13 protein-coding genes are annotated in these 17,030 nt (G+C 37.6%); 6 read left to right on the forward strand and 7 right to left on the reverse strand.

All coding sequences use genetic code 11. The features are described from left to right. From C7S20_RS10055 to C7S20_RS10070, 4 genes are all read left to right on the forward strand, one after another. The gene (locus tag C7S20_RS10055; protein ID WP_107012356.1) at positions 1-675 is read left to right on the forward strand and encodes an ABC transporter ATP-binding protein; all 675 of its coding nucleotides are present in this window, start codon (positions 1-3) and stop codon (positions 673-675) included. 182 nt (positions 676-857) lie between these two features. Beyond that, positions 858-1,367, forward strand: a complete 510-nt coding sequence (locus C7S20_RS10060; protein ID WP_107012357.1) for a nicotinate-nucleotide adenylyltransferase — start codon at positions 858-860, stop codon at positions 1,365-1,367. 85 nt (positions 1,368-1,452) lie between these two features. After that, positions 1,453-1,869 carry a hypothetical protein gene (locus tag C7S20_RS10065; RefSeq protein WP_107012358.1) on the forward strand — a complete coding sequence of 139 codons (417 nt, stop codon included), beginning with the start codon at positions 1,453-1,455 and terminating at the stop codon, positions 1,867-1,869. Positions 1,870-1,900: 31 nt separating this feature from the next. Continuing rightward, a complete protein-coding gene (locus C7S20_RS10070; protein ID WP_107012359.1) occupies positions 1,901-2,287 on the forward strand; it encodes a hypothetical protein in 387 nt (128 codons plus the stop codon). Between the two features lie 83 nt (positions 2,288-2,370). Here C7S20_RS10070 and C7S20_RS10075 read toward each other — a convergent pair whose 3' ends face one another. Beyond that, positions 2,371-3,024, reverse strand: a complete 654-nt coding sequence (locus C7S20_RS10075; protein ID WP_107012360.1) for a Crp/Fnr family transcriptional regulator — start codon at positions 3,022-3,024, stop codon at positions 2,371-2,373. 567 nt (positions 3,025-3,591) lie between these two features. On the opposite strand from C7S20_RS10075, the gene C7S20_RS10080 reads away from it, so the two are divergent. Further along, positions 3,592-5,202 carry a family 43 glycosylhydrolase gene (locus C7S20_RS10080; RefSeq protein ID WP_107012361.1) on the forward strand — a complete coding sequence of 537 codons (1,611 nt, stop codon included), beginning with the start codon at positions 3,592-3,594 and terminating at the stop codon, positions 5,200-5,202. A 152-nt stretch (positions 5,203-5,354) separates the two neighbouring features. Here the strand turns inward: C7S20_RS10080 and C7S20_RS10085 are convergent, their stop codons facing one another. Further along, complete coding sequence (locus C7S20_RS10085; protein WP_107012362.1) at positions 5,355-6,356, reverse strand: glycoside hydrolase family 43 protein; 1,002 nt, start codon at positions 6,354-6,356, stop codon at positions 5,355-5,357. A 117-nt stretch (positions 6,357-6,473) separates the two neighbouring features. Here C7S20_RS10085 and C7S20_RS10090 point away from each other — a divergent pair, with 117 nt between their 5' ends. After that, a complete protein-coding gene (locus tag C7S20_RS10090) occupies positions 6,474-8,630 on the forward strand; it encodes a glycoside hydrolase family 43 protein (protein ID WP_107012363.1) in 2,157 nt (718 codons plus the stop codon). 54 nt (positions 8,631-8,684) lie between these two features. Here the strand turns inward: C7S20_RS10090 and C7S20_RS10095 are convergent, their stop codons facing one another. From C7S20_RS10095 to lacZ, 5 genes are all read right to left on the reverse strand, one after another. Continuing rightward, positions 8,685-9,926: a DUF2264 domain-containing protein gene (locus C7S20_RS10095; protein WP_107012364.1), complete on the reverse strand. Its 1,242-nt coding sequence runs from the start codon at positions 9,924-9,926 to the stop codon at positions 8,685-8,687. A gap of 39 nt (positions 9,927-9,965) precedes the next feature. Then, positions 9,966-10,832, reverse strand: coding sequence for a glycoside hydrolase family 16 protein (locus C7S20_RS10100; protein ID WP_107012365.1), 867 nt, complete (start codon positions 10,830-10,832; stop codon positions 9,966-9,968). A gap of 361 nt (positions 10,833-11,193) precedes the next feature. Then, the gene (locus C7S20_RS10105) at positions 11,194-12,402 is read right to left on the reverse strand and encodes a glycoside hydrolase family 88 protein (protein ID WP_107012366.1); all 1,209 of its coding nucleotides are present in this window, start codon (positions 12,400-12,402) and stop codon (positions 11,194-11,196) included. Between the two features lie 152 nt (positions 12,403-12,554). Then, entirely contained in the window at positions 12,555-13,850 is a 1,296-nt protein-coding gene (locus tag C7S20_RS10110; protein ID WP_107014182.1) for a BNR repeat-containing protein, read from the reverse strand. Between the two features lie 58 nt (positions 13,851-13,908). Continuing rightward, a complete protein-coding gene (gene lacZ / locus C7S20_RS10115) occupies positions 13,909-17,013 on the reverse strand; it encodes a beta-galactosidase, LacZ type (RefSeq protein ID WP_107012367.1) in 3,105 nt (1,034 codons plus the stop codon). Positions 17,014-17,030 lie beyond the last annotated feature (17 nt).

A 17,030-nucleotide genomic window follows, 5' to 3' on the forward strand; every position in this document is an offset into this window, starting at 1 on the left:
ATGAGCCTGATTCTGGAAGCGAAAAATATCAATAAGTATTTCGGGAAGAACAAAGCTTTTCATGTATTGAAAGATATCTTCCTGGAGGTGCATAAAAGTGAATTTGCCACGATCATGGGAAAATCGGGTTCTGGTAAATCAACGCTTTTATATATTCTCTCTACCATGGATACCGATTATACCGGGGAGATTTTTTTGAACGAACAATTGATAACCGGAAAAAATCAGCGGGAGTTAGCCCATATTCGGAATAAACAGATAGGTTTTGTATTTCAGTTTCACTATTTGCTACCGGAGTTCAGTGTATTGGAAAATGTGATGTTACCAGCAAAGAAACTGGGCCTAAAAACTTCCGAAGAAATAACCGAAGATGCCATACATATTCTTAAATCCTTGCATATAGAGAATCTTGCCTCAAACAGAGCTTCGCGAATTTCGGGAGGTGAAAAGCAAAGGGTAGCTGTGGCGAGAGCCTTAATAAATGAACCATTGCTGCTTATGGGAGACGAACCCACCGGTAATCTTGATAGTTATAACTCTGAAAACCTGTTTGATATTCTCAAATCTTTAAAGGAAGAAAAAGGGCTTTCACTTCTTATCGTCACTCATGACGAGGATTTCGCTAAAAAAACCGACCGTACCATTATTCTTGAAGATGGAAAGATCGCTGGCTAAATTTCACCTTTCTTCTTAGCAACTATCTTTCCTTAATTCACCGGCAATGATGTGTTCAATAATTATCAGAAGAAACAATTTATGAATTTTCAACGATGATTTAAATCATTGTTAATCAATATTTAATGGGATATTTTTAATCAAGATTTTAAATTCATTATTCAATATAATTAGTAGAAATTATGAAAAAAATGCTTCTTGGCCTATTATTTATTGGACTCGCCAATCCAATGTTTTCTCAGATAACTAAACCTGAACAATTATCAGAAGTGACTGTTTACGCGACAAATTATAAATATTTGACCAATGTTAACAGCAAAGAAGTTGCATCGATTCCTGTAAAAACTTTAGAGCAAATGGTGGCTAACTACGATTTGAAAAGCTCTGATTTCTATCAGGACGAGTATGATAAGTATATTATTAGTTTTTATATCCCAGAGGGTAAAGTTCTCGCCGCTTACGATAAAGACGGTAAATTGCTTCGAACCGCTGAAAAGTACAAAGACGTGAATTTACCAAAAGGTATTAAAGATGCCGTAGCACTGAGATTCCCCGGCTGGACTATCACCAAAGATATCTATCTGGTTTCTTTTTACGACAAGGGCGGGATCAATAAAAAATATAAACTAAAACTAGAGAATGGAGATAAAATCGTACGAGTAAAAATGAATGAATACGGCGATTACCTCTAAAAAAACTAAAAAAGCCGTTAAAGAGAATAATTCAGCTTAAATGGGATTATCCTCTTTAGCGGTGCTTCATTTAATATAGTTTGATATGAAAAAGATAGGGATTTGGATAGATCGAAAAAATGCCAAAATTATAAGTATATCTGAAGAAGAAGAAAGATTAAATACCATTTCTTCCCATCTTCACTTTTTTAAACATAAAGGTTTTTCAAGGGCCGCAATGAAATGGGGCGGTCCACAGGACGTGCTTTCGGCTAAAACGATAGAAGAAAAAGAAAAAAATCATTTGAACACCTATTTCGATGAGGTCATTGAAGCAGTTCGAAAAGCCGAGGCTATCGCCGTTTTCGGCCCGGGAGAAATTCCCCGAATGTTTACCCATCGACTGGAAAGAAAAAACAAAATTTTATGGACCAGGTTAAAAACAGTGGAGAAAACTGATAAATTATCTGATAAACAATTTAAAGCGCACGTTCGAAATTTCTATCGCTGGGGGAGTGTATAAGTAGTTCATTTAATAAGTAAAACAGTTCGTTATGGAAACTTCTTTCATACTGGCCAAGCTCTGGGGTTGGTACCTGTTCATATTTTTTGTGGTTTTGAGCATTAAACCACAAAGGATTCAACAGATTTTCACCGATTTTAAAGACTCCAAATTCTCTTTAATTACCGCATTCCTCGCTTTTATAATAGGCTTGTTGAGCATCCATTTTTATAATGAATGGAATTCGTCCTGGACGACCATTATAAGCCTTCTTGGCTGGACCTGCCTGGCAATGGGTTTATTATTGTTCATAATCCCACAGAAATTGGCAGATTTCCTGCTAAATATGAATGTAAAACTCTTCCAATTCCTTTACGTACTTCTATTTCTTCTGGGTATTTTTCTGCTAAATATGGGCTATGAATTGGTTCTATATTGATACCGCCCGTATATAAGGGTCAATCATCAATTTGTTTGTAATTGAATTGTGATTGCGAAAAATAATCGTCAGTAAGAGGAGCTTCATTCATACATTGTACTTATTTTTTGCAGGTGATCCTGATTTAGAATGTTTATTTCCTTTCTGTTCATAGATATTAATTTCTCTTTACGAAATTCAGATAGCAAGCGATTGACCGTTTCCTTTACAGTACCGGTATAACCAGCAAGCTCTTTTCGCGAGAGGTATATTTTTTTGTCTGTATTTTCGGTTTTCTGATTTAGGAAAAGTAAACTATCGGCTAAACGTCCTCTAACGGGTTTGAAAGCAAGACTGACCGATTTTTCCTCTAATTTTTTTATTTCATTAGCAAACTGTGATATTATCTTTTGATTAAAATCAGAATCAGACTTTAGCAGCTCCATAAAGAGATTTTTAGGCATAAAGAAAACAATGGAATCTAAAATTGCCCGCGCTGAAGAGCCAAATCTTTTTTGTAGGATAAGATCTGTACATCCGAACATTTCACCTTCTTGAAGTATTCTGAGAACCTGTTCTTTTTGGCTACCTAATTTAAAAATCAATATGCTCCCTTTATATAAAATATAAACACCAAGGGGTGTACTACCTTCCATAAAAACAGTTTGATTTTTCCTAAAAACCAATCTATCAAGAACCTTTTCTATTTCTTCCGGAACTAAATTTCGAAATTTCAAGGATGAAATAAAATTTTCCATGTGTCCCAATAATTTAATGCTTATTGAAAGTACATAAATAAGAACAAGTGAAGATTGATAAATGTCAATATGGATCAATTCATGACGAATAATCTTAATTTATAATATGTTGCCCGAAGACTGCGGAAAGTATCATGGGTAATAACCAAGTGTTGATCTATGTTATATTTTTAGAAATAAAAAGAGATAAAAAATAATCCTTTTGATTTCTAAAAATTAAGCTTTTGGCTAACCCTTGATCTCATGTGTTCGTTTAAAGTTTTCACTTTTAAAAAACAAGAGATATAGAATGGATAAGGGATAGGCAAGAGGATATTTTTTCATTTCTTAAGTTTCAGAACATTTGCTGGGTTATTAAACAAGGAGTTTTTTCCAGATTGAGAAAGCTATAATTTCTTAAAGGTTTCCTGGTTTGCCGATAGCAAACAGAGGTAATTCGTAAAAACCTTGTCGTTTTAATAAAAGTTTAGTAAAGTTGTAGGTGTATTTTTTACATTTAAATTCTTTTATATTTCTAGAGTCGTGATTAAATCTGAAAATTCTTCCCGTTAAAAAAGAGAAAACCATATGAGGCAGAATGAAAATCCTTTTTCACTTGTATTACTGTTTTTTGCTTTTGGGCTATTGCTATGCACCCAACAAAATTTAAAAGCCCAAACTGGAAATATTAAAAATGATAAATTCTGGGATACCAAAACAGGGGAGCCTATTTACAGTCAGGGAGGTGGTATTTTTACCTTTACTGACCCTGAAGATGGAGTAGAAAAATATTATTGGTATGGTGCTCATTACAGGGAGGCAGAGTTATACCGCGATAATCCTGCTGTAACCCAGGAAAGAAATCATATTGAGGCTGTTACTTGCTATACCTCTGAAGATTTGGTTAACTGGGAATTTGAAAGTAATGCATTGGAAAGATCAGAGGTAGTAGACCATTATGAAAGAACTTTCTGGATGGGAAGATTAGGTGTGGCTTATGTTAAGGAAATCGATAAGTATGCCATGCTCGTCCAGCATAATGATGGGGTTCTAATAGCGCTTTCTGAAACTCCTGCCGGACCTTTCAAAGTTCATAACAGGCTGGATATGACTGAAAGAATCGGGACTCCCAATACAGGTGACCAAACTGTTTTTACCGATCCCGATACCGGCATCTCCTATTTAGTCTATTCATACGGGGAGGGCAGGAATAAAATTTATGTTTCTGAAATTGGCGTTAAAGATGACAAAGTAACCCTCTTGGATGTTACTCAGATTTTTAGAGGAAAAGGTCGGGAAGGAAATTGTATGCTTAAGCACAATGGTAAATACTATGTATTTGCATCAAATCTTTATGGATGGGATTCTTCATACGCTTATTATATGGTTTCTGAGGATATCAGAGGGCCATATTCTCCCAAAAATAAAATGCTAATCACCCCAGGTAGTTATGAGGACTATGCGCATATAACGCAAACAGGTTTTTTTGTAAACGTACAAGGCTCAGAGAAGGAAACCGCAATTTACTGTGGAGACCGCTGGTCTGACTTTGCTGGCAATGGCCTAGGATATAATCAATGGGTGCCCCTTTCGTTTGATGGAGAAACCCCTTACTTTAACTCATTAAATTCCTGGAATTTTAATGAAAGCACAGGGGAGTGGACTGTGGCTGATGATAATAATTATGTAAAAAATGCAAGCTTCGAGGCTGACAGAAAGGCAATACCAAGCCCTATGAAACCAATTCAGGAACAACTCTTAGGCTGGTACTCGGAAGTTGAACAGGGGAATGTAATAGTCATTGAATCAGAAGAATCGCCAGTATTGAATTATTTCAACACTGAAGAGGACCGGAAACATGTAATTGGCGAGAAAAGCTTAAATATTGCAGATAATATTGATTTTAAAAGAAAGGTATTCCAAATAATTGAATCTTCGCCCTATGTGAAACTAAAGGATGGTTCTTATAAATTATCGGCTAAAGTTAAGAACAGCGGAGATTTTAATAAATTAGAGATGTACGCCGAAAGTTCTGGAAAAAGAATAGCAACCCAAATTGCCACCCCAAAAGATACCTGGGAGACAATTCAAATTGGCGATGTTCAGGTAAGAAATGGTAAAGTGGAAATAGGTTTTATAGCAGAGGGTGAAGGTGGTGCGAGCTGCCAGGTAGACGATGTTTCATTAGCTCAGAAATAATTAAAAAAATTTCTGCAATTCTAGTTGGTTTCCTTTATCACTTCTTGGTAAAGCGTTAAAATCAAAATGATCGAATAAGAAGGAAGTGGTTATCATCTTCCGAATTAAATTCAAGCAGAATTAAAACTTTGTTTTCAATTGAGCCATTAATTCTATTTTGACGGAAACTTTCCGATTATAATTAATTTATCTCCCGAATCATCCACCTTAAATAATTTGGGGATACGAATATAGCGGCCGCTCTTATCTACTCTATGGCTGTGAAGAGCCATCAATAATTCTCCGTCAAAAGTTCGAAACAACATTCCATGGCCAAAATTAGGGGGAGTAATAGGTTCTTTTTGCTGCTCCCAGGGACCATCAATAGTACCGCTTTTTGAATAGGCCACTCCCTGGGTATACTTATTAAAAACCCAGCTGGTCCATAGCATTCCCAATTTTCCAGTTTGTGTTTTAAAAAGAAAAGGGCCGTCGGTGACTTTATTCGGAAAGATTTCACCCTGGTCATTGCGCTCTTTACTCCAGGGAGAATCGCTTGCTTTAAAAAGAATTTCTCCTTTGCCTATAGATCCGCTCAGATCCGGTTTCAAAAGTATTTTTTCAATGGTGCCATTCAAGTTCTGAAGCCATTCATGGCAGTATATCATATAGGGAGCGTCATTCTCCACCCAGAAGGTACCGTCTAAGGTAGGTTTATTTGCTGGTAAATAAGTAGGGTCTTTCATGGGCACATAAGGCCCATCGGGTTTTTCACTCATTAAAATATGACTTGCCCTTCTAGGTATAATGTTCTTGTTGACGGTATCTATATTTATTTCAGAATTAGTAAAGGTTGCAAAATAGTAATACTTGCCTTTGTATTTATGAATCTCTGCTGCCCATATCATCGGGTCTTTTCCCATCCAGGAATTTGGATCTGTTTTAACAATATCATAAGGCCCATTCCAGGTATTCAGGTTTTTACTTTTCCACATTCTACCTCCTGTTCCTGTCATATAATAGGTTTGGGAGGATTCGTCAGCTAAAATAAAAGGGTCGCTTAAATAGATAGAGTCCAGAGGTAAATCTTTGTGGATCTTATTATTTTTCTGAGAATGGAGGTTTATTAGGAAAAATAAACAAAGAAATGTTAGAAGTAAACTATTAGGTTTCATGTAAATACTTAAATAAGTCCTGAAAGAAAAAATTTAAATTACAATTTAAAAATTAAATGTGATTTGTACATTTAAATATTGAAATAATTTATATTTATTGAAAATAATACTTAAAAAATGCAATCCAGTTTTCGAATTTACTTGTTTATAGTTTCAATTACTTTCCTTTTTCAATCCTGCACAGCTTCCAAAGAAATCGAGGAAAAGAGATTTCAAAACTATCTTTTTACCTATTTTACTGGAAATAGGGAAGGAGAAGAGGCAGTTCACTATGCTATAAGCCCCGATGGCTATCATTTTTATGCTCTTAATAATGATCAGCCAATAATTAATACCAAAGATATAAGTGAAGCCGGTGGAGTTCGCGATCCTCATATTCTAAGGGCTGAAAATGGTATGTTTTATATGGTATTGACCGATTTAAAATCAGCAAATGGCTGGACAAATACGGCTATGGTTATGTTGAAGTCTAAAGATTTGATACACTGGGAATCATCTATAGTAGATATTCCTCAGGTATTTACAAATAAGTATTCAGATGCTATAAGAGTTTGGGCACCCCAGACCATCTATGATGATAACACTGGGAAATATATGGTTTATTTTTCCATGCTTCAGCCGGGGAGTTATGACAAGATTTATTATGCTTATGCCAATAAAGATTTTACCAGTTTAGAGGAAGCTCCCAAACAACTGTTTTTTAACCCTAAAGAAATGGCTGCTATAGATGGAGATATTATTAAAAAAGAAGGAAAGTTTTATCTTTTCTATAAAACAGAAGGTTCAACGGATAAAGGAATTAAGGTTGCAATTTCCGATAGTCTAACGGAAGGCTTTGAACCCCTTCCTGGAAATGTAGATCAAACTGATAAAGCTGTAGAAGGCTCTAGTGTTTTTAAACTGATAGATTCAGATAAATACATTCTTATGTATGATGTCTATATGGATGGGGAATATCAGTTTGCCCAAAGTACTGATCTTAAGAATTTCAAGGCCATAGACGAGGAAATTTCAATGAATTTTCACCCGCGCCATGGAACAGTAATTCCCATTACAAATCAGGAAACTGAAGAATTACTAAAAGCTTTTCCACCCGGTCAAATTCCATGGGTAATGACCTCTGAGTCATCCCAAGTTAAAAAAATGAATATTGTAAAAAAATTGAAGAAGGGTAATCTTTATCTTCCTGTAAAGCAAGGAACAGACCTGGCAAACTTTGACCCGGAATTTAAATTATGGCCGGATGTCACAATTTCACCTGAGGAGCCACAGGATTATACCAAAGAAGCTGTTGAATATACTTTACACCTGCCCGATGGAAAAAAAGAAACGATATCTGTGAAGGCTGAAATTAATAATAATCCGGTACTGGAAGGATATTATGCCGATCCCGAAATAATTTATTCTCATAAAGATGGAAAATATTATCTGTACCCTACCAGTGATGGTTTTACTGGCTGGTCTGGGACCTATTTTAAAACATTTTCTTCTAAGGATCTTGTGAATTGGTCAGACGAAGGCGTGATACTTGATCTTAAAAAGGAAGTTTCATGGGCCGATCGCCACGCATGGGCACCTACTATTGCTGAAAAGAAGGTAAATGGTAAATACCTTTATTACTACTACTTCACAGCTGCCCAAAAAATAGGAGTGGCGGTTTCTGATGATCCTGCAGGTCATTTTATTGATAGCGGTGAGCCTTTGGTTTCTGAAAAACCTGAAGGAGTGCAGGGAGGCCAGAATATTGACCCGGATGTATTTACAGATCCTAAAAGTGGTAAAAGCTATCTCTATTGGGGAAATGGTTTTATGGCTGTTGCAGAGCTTAATGAGGATATGACTTCTTTGAAGAAAGGCACTATAAAAGTGATCACTCCAGATAATACTTTCAGGGAAGGAACAGAAGTTTTTTATCGTAATGGGAAATATTATTTCCTGTGGTCTGAAGATGACACGAGAAGCCCTAATTACAAGGTGCGTTACGCTACAGCCGATTCACCTTTTGGACCACTGAATATTCCGGAAAATAATATTGTAATTCAGAAAGATGAGGAAAAGCAGATCTATGCGACCGGCCATAATTCGGTTATAAATGTGCCGGAAACAGATCAGTGGTATATCGTGTACCACAGGTTTACCAGGCCAAAGGGAATAGAAATGGGCCGCGCTGCTGGTTTTCACCGCGAGGTAAGTATAGACAAAATGGAGTTTGATAAAGACGGGAGTATTATTGAGGTAGAGCCGAGCCTGAAGGGAATAGGCCCTTTGGAATAAGTTTCTATTATTCCTTTCGGCAACCATTATCTAAAAAAATTATCGTTCATTATTTTACTTTGCGTGATCTATTGGTATTTCATCACCACTCCAGATCTTCTTTTGAGTCCAGGGGGCGGGTGGGTTTGACCAGAAATCTGTATCTGGAGCAAGTCCCAGTACTAAAAAAGCTTCGGAACACAAATAAAGGCTCCCCGTCGAGATATATCCTTCGGCTATATTTGGTTGATGGCCATACAGCCCTATTTGTAACCATCCATTTTCATCAAAGGTGCCTTCGGCACCCAATTGATTTTTTATTACGGTATAAAGTGCAGAACGTACCTGGGCAGGTTTTATTTCGTCTGGAAGCTTCTGCCAAAGTGCAATTTGAGAAAGTAACTGGAAAGCACCAAATCTATAGGCAAGGGAACGGCCAATAGGAGGGTAGGTGCCTTCAGGAGAGATTAGTCTTTCCTGAATTTCAGCATATCTCATGGCCCTTCTCACCACCTCTTGGTACTCATTTTTTTTATCCATTCCAGCTTCATTTGCGGCCTTCAGGATATCAAGCATCATTGGCTGTATTACAAAACTATTGTAATAATCCCAGTGAAAATCTGGGCCGTCACCATACATCCCATCTCCGAGATACCATTCCATATGTTTTTTCAAAGGAAGTTCGAGACGGAATTTATCTGTATTATTATCAAATTTTAGCAGGGCCGCTTCTATCATTCCAGAAAACAGTAACCAGTTGCTGTAGTATGGCTGTATCTGGCGGGTAGATTTTAATGCTGAAATCACATTCTCTTTGGTGGTTTTATCCAAGGGTTCCCAAAGTTGTCCGGGAGCTCTCAGTAAAGCCTGTGCAAAAAAGGCGGCATCTACCAGAGGCTGTCTGTCATTGGTGAAATTCATGAAATCTGGAGATTGAGGATTGGTAGCATTGTGAATGGATTTTCTGGCTAAATCAATGTACTTCGCTCTCAATTTGCCTTCCTGCGTTTTGTCTGGTCCTAATTCAAGCCACGGAGCCATGCCTGATAGAAGTCGGCCAAATGCCTCGAGATAAGTCACATGTGTGCGATTATCCCATGCATGAGGAGAAAGTTCTACAGGCATTTGTTTTTTCAGTTCATTCCTGCTCAGGGCCTCAAGTACCGGGTCTCCGATTTTCACCAAAGAGGAGACAAAAAAATCACGGACGGCTTCCGGTTTTCTCTCTTTCAGTGCTACCTGCTGAGCCTGAGTTCTTAATACTGTCAGAATTGTAAAAAGGAGAAGTATGATTGTTTTCCCAGAAATGAATCTCATAATTATAATTTTAATAATTAAAAATTTGAAATTGACCTTTTATTTCTTTTGATATACCCGTACATAATCAACTTTATATTGGACCGGAAAACGGGTTTTCACGGGATCGCCCCCATTGGAACCAAGAGCCAGGTTTAGCAACAAGTAATGAGGCTGCCGGAATGGATTAAATCCATCAGGATTTGTGGTTTCATTCAGATCAATTTCGTTCAGTAGATCGTCGTCCAGATAAAGACGGATGTATTCTCTGGTCCAATCCATTTTCCATATGTGGAAGTTTTCGGACCAATTCGAGTCTTTTTCAAGAAAATGAGAAAAGGGGATCTTTTCACTATCCCATTTCACCTGCTGTGATTCATTCCAGGCTGCATTGGCCAAAATATGAGGTTTGCCATCAATCTTATAAAATTCCATTATGTCAACTTCACCATTTGCCGGCCATGGCTTTTCAATACCTAGAGTCCAGATAGCAGGCCAGTTACCACTGGCAGTATCTATTTTTGCTCTTACTTCAATGATGCCATATTTAAACTCTTTTTTACCGCGAGTGTTTAGACTGGAAGAAGTGTACTCAGCAAATTCCCGAGTCTGTCGCCAATCATTGCTTTTGGGATTATAAAGGGGGTTTTTGATCTTTTCCCGACGACCTTCAATTATAAGCGATCCATTTTTTAAACTTGCATTTTCTTCCTGGTACCACTGCAGTTCATTGTTCCTTAAAAAGCCATGCTCATATGACCAGTTGTCCTTATGAGGTTTTCCGTTCTCATTAAATTCGTCGGCCCATACGAGGTTATAAGCCGGATATGTATCGTTTTGTTTTTCAGCAAAAATGGAAGCAGGTCTTTTACAACCAGTAAAAGAGTTAATGGTCACAATGGTAATTATCAGAACTTTGATTTTCATTCAAAACTAAAATTTAAAAATAAGCCCCGAAAACCGGGGCTTATTGACCCTCCTTGATTTGGTAATTTTCACACTTATTAATTCAAATCAACTTGAGCCTTAATGTGTTGTTAAACTTTAATTAATCGTATTCCTAATCCATTTTTTTAATAAATTCTTAATCACCTTTTTAATCAATTAATCCATTTTATCTATAATATAATCCCAGGTTCCGTTAAGGGAAATGTTTTGCGGTTGTTAGGATTGATAATGATATTTTCCTTGGCAAGGCTAGGCCAGGAAGGAAGCAATGTTGAAATTGTAAAAGTTAATGGGTATAGTTGGCTGCGTATTTCCATGATTTTTATCGAGAGATTGCTGATCAGATTTTAGTCAGGTTCTTATATCTTTTCAAAGCTTCGATGAAGTAGTAATCTCCATAGGTAAGAGGAACATCTACTTCGCTATTGGCTGGCATATTACCCACGCCATGCTTGAGGATAAAACCACCATTGCTTCCTCTTTTAGCCAGGTATTTATCGCTCATAAGTGATCTTAGCATTGTTTCAGCGCTAATGAAGTACTTTCTGCTTTTTTGTTCATCTGTATATTTGCTCAACTCCAGCAGAGCTGAAGCTATAATTGCACCAGCAGAGGAATCCCTGAATGCATTTGGGATTTGAGGGGCATTGAAATCCCAGTAAGGTATCTTATCTTTCGCCAGGTTCGAATGGTTAAGGATGAATTCGGCTATTTTTTTGGCCTGGTCAAGATATTTCTCATCGTGAGTATAGCGGTACATAACAGTAAATCCATAAAGTCCCCACGCCTGACCTCTTGCCCAGGATGATTCATCGGCCGCTCCCTGAGCTGTTCTTTTTTTGATTACCTCACCCGTGTTTTCATTGTATTCCACTACATGATACGAACTGTAATCCTTCCGGAAATGGTTCTTGATGGTTGTATTGGCGTGGGTAATAGCGATGTTCTTATATTTTTCATTACCGCTGTGTTCATAGGCCCATAATAATAATTCGAGGTTCATCATATTATCAATGATTACAAGAAAGCTCTCCCCCGGGGAATCCCAGGAACGAATGGCACCTACGTCTTTATCAAAGCGGCTGGCCAACGATTTTGCACTGTTCATTAATACCTCCTGATAGTTTTCCTTTGGATCTATTCTGTTGGCATTTCCAAAACTACAAAACATCATAAAACCGAGGTCGTGGGTAGAAGTATTAAATTGTTCTTTCTTAAGGTCTTCCAGAATTCTTTCGGCCTCTTCTTTTAATTGGGGATCTTTTTCTGCCTGATATAAATAAAGCAGAGTGCCAGGATAAAAGCCGCTTACCCACCATCCAGATCCACTAGTTTCCAATCGATCTTGTTCCAAATAATATGTCTTTGGAAATCTTTCCGGTGGCAGTTGTTTTGCCATATATTGATATTGATCGGCAGCAAGTGCCAGGGTATCATCTATTTTCTTTCCTGAAATTTTTTGCTGTACTGAACAACTTACATTAAATAATGCTATCGCTATTGCCAAAAGAATACCAATTGTTTTAAGTTTTATACAGATTTTTTTCATACTCGGTTAAAAGGTTATTCTTGGTGAGTGGTTTTTTGCCTGCCTTGTCGTGTTAAACGTAAAAATTACGTTTATAAATGTAGTAAAATAATTGAAATTCAACAATATATTCTTCTTTTGTTGTATAGCTTTGTGCTTTATATAAGATATTTTTAGGGGATATTCTTTAATTCGAGGATGCTCACAGGTGTTGCCGGTAATTTCGCCAGGCCTTCGGCATCGACCTGTCTTACTTTCTGCATGAAAACATTGAGTTTTTCTTTTTCTTTCCAGAGCAGGCGGTCATAATTAGGTTCCCATTGCCCAACTTCTTCCATAGAAATATCGGTTATTTCCCATGACTTATTTGAATTGAGTATTTTACTTGCCAAACTAATTTTATTACCTCTTTCTTCATCCCTGAAGAGGAGAAGGATTTTCTCCAGTTTTCCCTTTCCATTTACCAGTATCTCAGGGCGCGAAATTGGAATACTTTTAGTACCGCCGCCTCCCAGGTCAAAATTTGTTTTCCGAAAACCAGTATTAATATGCTTCCATTTATCATTATGCCTGTATATTACCTGATATTGTGTGCTTCCATCTTCCTCCCAATAAGTGGCAATAAAAGGCAACCCTTCATTATTGGTTGTCATACTGGTTTGATTGATAAGATTACTGTGCTGTGGAACTCTCCACGCATATTCCGCAGTTTTTTCAGTAATAGGAAGTTGGTACTTCTCTCCTGTTGATTTTTCCCAGGTTTTCCCATTGTCATAAGAAACCGCGTAACAAATATCATGATTTGTAGCAACATCCCAACTCTCTCGCCAGGTCCATGACAAATGAACTGCACCATTCTCATCAACTGTTCCCTGCCAATAGGCACTTCTCTCCTCTTCACCATCTAAAAGGTTTGAATGGAGTTGAGACCATTCTTTGGTCTCATGGTCATAAAAATTCATGACCATACTACCTTTGCCTGACTGACCTGACCGATAACAAAACAGCAAGTTTCCATCCGGAAGATTATAAAATTCAGGATAGGTCACTTTTTCTTCTAGCTTTCCTGTCATAAGCAATTCCGGTCCCAACTCGAGTTGCAAAGGTGCTTTGCTTTTGGCATAGCGTAAATGTGAATTGTGATGATCCCAGCTGACGTGCAGGTAGCCCTCACCGTCTACAGCTATGCTAATATCCCGGTGAGCATCAGAAGTATCTCCTTTGTATCCGGTTTTATAAACAGTCCAATTTCGAGAACCTAACTTTCTCCTGGCAAGAATTAAATTACTGTCGGAATCATAATAGGCTGTAACCTGATTGTTTCCATAAGTTGTGAGGGCATTCTGCCTGAAAATAACCGTGTTCACGGAATTTCGTGACCAGCCAGTACCAATATCTATACGGTTCACCTTTAGAGGAGAACAGCCAATGAATAAAATAGTAACGATCAGAAGAATTTGGTACTTCATTGTTTTAAACAACTAACTCATTTTTCAATTTTGTTCAACCAGAAAAATTTTAACTGAATTATTTTTTCAGGGATAAAGTGTATGAATAACTATACTGATTATCTTCCAGCCTGTACCTTTTATGAGGATACGCTCCCCAACTTGTATCCCCGCCTAAGCCTCTTTGTTTTAAATCTACATGTAGAAAAACTTTATTCTGAGGTTTCAAATCGGTGGGATGGCGTTGAGCCTTTTCCATTCCCGGGTCTAATTGTTCTACCGGAATATCCAGTGCACTGAAACCAAGTGGCTGATCTCCTTTTATTAAAAGTCCATTGCCATTCTTATCGGTAAGTTTTAACCATCGAACATCAGTATGGTAACCAGCTTCCTGAGGTCTTATGTAGGTCCAGGTGTACTGATTTTCGACCTTATCCTCATATTTGCCAATAAAAGTTGATGTTTTCCTGTCTGAATAGTTTTCCCAGGGACCTCTTCCATAATACTTCAGTTGATCATATTCACCAGGTAAAACCATTCTCATTCCAAATCTTGGCATTTCCGGTAATTCCATGCCTTTCATATCGATACTGGCGGTAATTTTTAAATCTCCATTAGGTTGAATCAGGTATTTTACGAGGTAGGCCACATCAGTAGTATCAGATAAACTGTATTTAACGAAAATAGGCAGACCATCAGCGGTTTTCTTGCCAACACTTACATTTTGTATCTTGTTTTCTTCAGAAGCTCTTTTCCAGAAGACCAGTTTTATCGGCATATTGTTTCCGAAGTCATTATCGGTAGGAGCTCTCCAGAAGTAGGGTTGGGGAAATTTGGAAATTACCTTTTCACCGTTTTTTAAATGGTACTGAGTTAGCTGACCTTTTTCCAGATCAAAAATACCCTCAATCTTTTGTGTTGAAAAGCTTATTTTTCCATCATCCTTTGTGTATTCAAGATTTCCATCGGTTTCTTTTTCTTGGCTGAAATAATTGTAATCGCCTATGGAGAACTGTTCTCTGGCTACTTCGTGATCCGCAGGAACCAAAGCTGATTTTTCTTTAGTATAGGCGTAAACATTCAAAAAATATTCTGTATTCTGATTCAATTCCGGAAGTTGAAGACTCATGGTTTTAACTTCTCCGGGAGCTAATGTAATTTCAAATTTTTTACCATCCACTTTTTTACCATTGGCCAATAATTGCCATTTGAAATAATAAGCATTAAGATTGGTAAAGTTATATTTATTTTTCACCTGTAATTTTTCTCCCTGCAGATCAAAACCTATATTTTGATAAACTTTTTTAACCTCGTGTAGGCCCGGATGCGGCTGCCTATCAGCAGTTACCAGCCCATTGGCATTGAAGTTTTGATCATTTTGCAGATTTTCGCCTCCTAAATCACCGCCATAAGCCCAAAACATTCTTCCGTCTTTAGTGTATGCTTTTAATCCCTGATCAACCCAATCCCATATAAATCCGCCCTGCATATGGTCGCTGCTTTCAATAATATCCCAATACTCCTGAAAATTACCATTACTGTTACCCATAGCATGGGAGTACTCACACATAATGAAAGGTCTTTGCTGACTTTCATCGGTGGCATAATTTTGCATATAGTTTATGCTGGGATACATAGGAGCCACGATATCAGTATTGGTGTCCTGTCCTGCCTGTTCAAAACTAATGTAGCGCGTTGTATCTCTTTGTTTTATCCAGTCATAGGCTTCATGAAACACAGGTCCGTTCCCGCATTCATTTCCCATGGACCAGAGAATAATGGAAGGATGGTTTTTATCTCTTTCCAACATTCTTTTAATCCGGTCGCGGTGGGCAGGAGCCCATTCTTTAAGATAAGCGGGATGTTTGGATTTATCAAAGTTACCCTGAAGTTCAGCACCCATACCATGCGTTTCAATATTCGCCTCATCAACGAGGTACATTCCATATTTATCGGCTAAATCATACAATTCAGTTCCATGAGGATAATGGCTCATACGTATCGCATTGATATTATTCTGTTTCATGAGTTTAATATCCTCGGTCATGGTTTCTCTATCAGGAACATGGCCTTTGGTGCCGTGGTGTTCATGCAAATTCACTCCATGTACCGAAACCGGTTTCCCGTTTACCAGGAGCTGTGAATCTTTAATCTGTACATCACGGAAACCTGTTTTGCCTGAGAGGGCTTCTAGCATATTTCCTTTTTTATCTGAAAGTGAAATTACATAAGTATATAAATTAGGATGTTCTGAGCTCCAGCGTTCCACCTCCTGAAATTGCTCTTGAAAATTTACTTTTCCTTCAGGATCTACTTTTTCCTTTTGCTGGGTATATATCCTTTCACCTGAAGGATTAAATAATTCGACTTGAATTGTTGGATTTTTTATTTTACTGTTTTCGAATTTGCGAAGATCTACCTGAAGATTAAAAGTTCCATCCGTATAATTATCAGTCAAACCGCTCTGGACAAAGTAATCCCAGATAGTAGTTTTAGGCATTGCCTGGAGGAACACATCGCGTTCTATACCACTTAATCTCCAAAAATCCTGGTCTTCCAGATAACTGCCGTCATGCCATCTAAATACCTGTACGGCTAAAAGATTATTTCCTTTTTCAACGAAGGAAGTAATGTCAAATTCGGCGGGAGTCTTTGAAGCCTTGGTCATCCCAACTTCTTTTCCGTTTAGAAAAACTCGCGCATATCCTGAAATAGATCCGAAATGTAGAATAATTTCTTTTCCATCCCAATTATCAGGAATGACAAAATTGGTCCGGTAACTGCCTACGGGATTATAAGTGCCGTCAATAAAAGGTGGATTTTTTGGAAATGGATAAGTGACATTGGTATAAATGGGAATATCAAACCCTTCTACTTCCCAGTTGGAAGGAACCTGTATATCCTTCCAGGCACTGTCATTAAGACTAACTTCATAAAAGTCTTTAGGTCTTTCTGAAGGGCTTTTTACAATTTTAAACTTCCAGGTGCCGTTGAGACTTTTGTAATATCCAGACTCCTTTTTATTTTTGGCAGCCTCGGCATTTTGGTATAAAACAAACTGTGCGTGAGCGCCTTCTTTATTTCTATCTAAAACTGAAGGATCTTCCCATTCATTCTTTTCATTTTGAGCAAAGGCTCCAATGTACAAAAGGAAAACCAGGTATAGCAATTTTTGATTTTTCATGGATACTTTTCCTTAAT

This window comes from Christiangramia fulva (assembly GCF_003024155.1).
GTDB lineage: Bacteria > Bacteroidota > Bacteroidia > Flavobacteriales > Flavobacteriaceae > Christiangramia > Christiangramia fulva.